2 protein-coding genes are annotated in these 772 nt (G+C 33.5%); both read right to left on the bottom strand.

The window, feature by feature from the left end; genetic code table 11:
• Positions 1 to 158: 158 nt before the first annotated feature.
• Positions 159 to 293 (bottom strand): hypothetical protein, encoded by a 135-nt coding sequence (locus tag AAGF08_RS20420; RefSeq protein WP_343513306.1) that lies wholly within the window; start codon positions 291 to 293, stop codon positions 159 to 161.
• A gap of 51 nt (positions 294 to 344) precedes the next feature.
• The coding region (locus tag AAGF08_RS20415; protein ID WP_343513305.1) for a DUF6624 domain-containing protein at positions 345 to 772 on the bottom strand (428 nt) is incomplete at its 5' end.

Here is a 772-nt window from a genome sequence, read left to right as displayed (position 1 = left end):
ACGTTCTTGCCATTTAAGTTTAATGGCTGAAAGGCAGTAGAATAGTTCCCAACTCCCTTAAATTTACCAATCAGGTTATAGTCAGGTGCTGGGAAGGCTCCAAAATTCATAAATCCCGGATTTCCAAAAGGTTGTGGTTCATTGTCTTTTTTCATTTTTTAACTATCCCAAGTAGTCGAATCTTTAAGGTTATTCAGTTGCTTGATACGCAATTCTTCTGTCCATTCAGAATTTTGGTCTTGTCCAAAGGAAATGAATGGCATAAGCAATAAAAATAATAGTAGTCTTTTCATCAGTATTACTGTTTTTATAATGGTCTACAAAGTTTAGTATAAAAATGCGTTTTAGCTGATGTTATCTATTGTCTTTTTTCTTTTAAAAATTAACAGCGCAATTACTCCGGTAATGACTATTAAAGTAATTATTAAAAACAATGCCACATTTGTAATACCCCCAACAATTGAATTACCCATTTTATTATTTACTTCGGTCATTTCATCCAGATAGATTTCTATTGGTTCTAGACCAATCTCGGCTCGTCTTTGGTTAAGGTTTTCTGGATCAATAGTAGGCCTATAGCGAGCTTTTCCCGAAAACCAATGATAGGTTACTTGTGTACCATAGACCAGTTTTTCACCCATATTCATTTTAACTCGATCCAATAAATAGGCATAATTTATAGGGTCTGCATTATTATTCTGAACTTCTTTATACATAGAATCAAGGACCTGCAATTGAAAATTTGGGTTGAAATCAGAATGTTGCACCATAA

Origin of the sequence: Algoriphagus sp. SE2 (genome assembly GCF_039563885.1) — a bacterium.
Taxonomy (GTDB): Bacteria; Bacteroidota; Bacteroidia; order Cytophagales; family Cyclobacteriaceae; genus Algoriphagus.
This window is presented reverse-complemented; position numbering and strand designations above follow the sequence as displayed.

Bases quoted from the DNA above. Each gene is read 5' to 3' on its own strand.
- AAGF08_RS20420 (WP_343513306.1), bottom strand. From the start codon at position 293: ATGAAAAGACTACTATTATTTTTATTGCTTATGCCATTCATTTCCTTT.